This is a genomic window from Cysteiniphilum litorale, from assembly GCF_003428165.1.
In the GTDB taxonomy this organism is placed as follows: Bacteria; Pseudomonadota; Gammaproteobacteria; order Francisellales; family Francisellaceae; genus Caedibacter; species Caedibacter litoralis.
The window spans coordinates 1-686 of the sequence record NZ_QLIQ01000166.1; the positions used below are offsets into that span (position 1 = coordinate 1).

The following is a 686-nucleotide window of genomic DNA, read 5'->3' on the forward strand; positions in this document are numbered from 1 at the left end:
GTCAGTAATCCCCCTTTAAAAAGTCGCACAGGCGTATAACTCAATCCTTTTTGACTATTTTGTCTATCCATCACCTCTGACGGATTCTTTTGCTCTTTTTTACCCTCTTTTTTACCCTCATTTTCAATCGCCACCGTGGCATAACCATCAGGCAACTGACCCGTGTGCGCATAATTCATCATAGAGCGCATTAACGAAACCACCAGTGTTCGATACGGTGTCTTTTTCTCAAAGCGACTTGCCTGTAAACTCATCCCTCCCTGTGATACAAAACCAATCGTTTTACCACTACTGACCTCTGGCACACCATATAAGGTAAACTGCCTGCCTGATTCCGTCAGCACAAATGCCGTAAAGCCAGAACCTAATCGAGCCGCATTACCCAAGGTTAACAACACATCGCCTGTTTTATCTAACCTGCCACGATCAACAAAACAAAATCCTTGCTGACAGGTAAAATCAATGATTTTATCACCCTCAACATATAAACGATTGGTATCGGTTTTCGACAGTCTAATGGTCAGCGTCTGATTACTGTTAAAACCAATCAATTCCGCTTCTGTCGGTCTTAATGTGCTGCGATAACTATGATCTTTTACCTTTTTTACTTTTTTTGCCTTGTCACGTTCTATAGAGGCACTAAATGCCGCTGTTTGCTGAGGAGTCATTACCTCGACAGGATACGT

1 protein-coding gene is annotated in these 686 nt (G+C 42.6%); it reads right to left on the reverse strand.

Annotated elements, in window-relative coordinates; genetic code table 11:
• Window positions 1-668, reverse strand: a 668-nt coding sequence (locus tag DNJ75_RS15085) for a TraK domain-containing protein (RefSeq protein ID WP_206609143.1), incomplete at its 3' end; no start/stop codon positions are given.
• Between the last annotated feature and the right edge of the window lie 18 nt (window positions 669-686).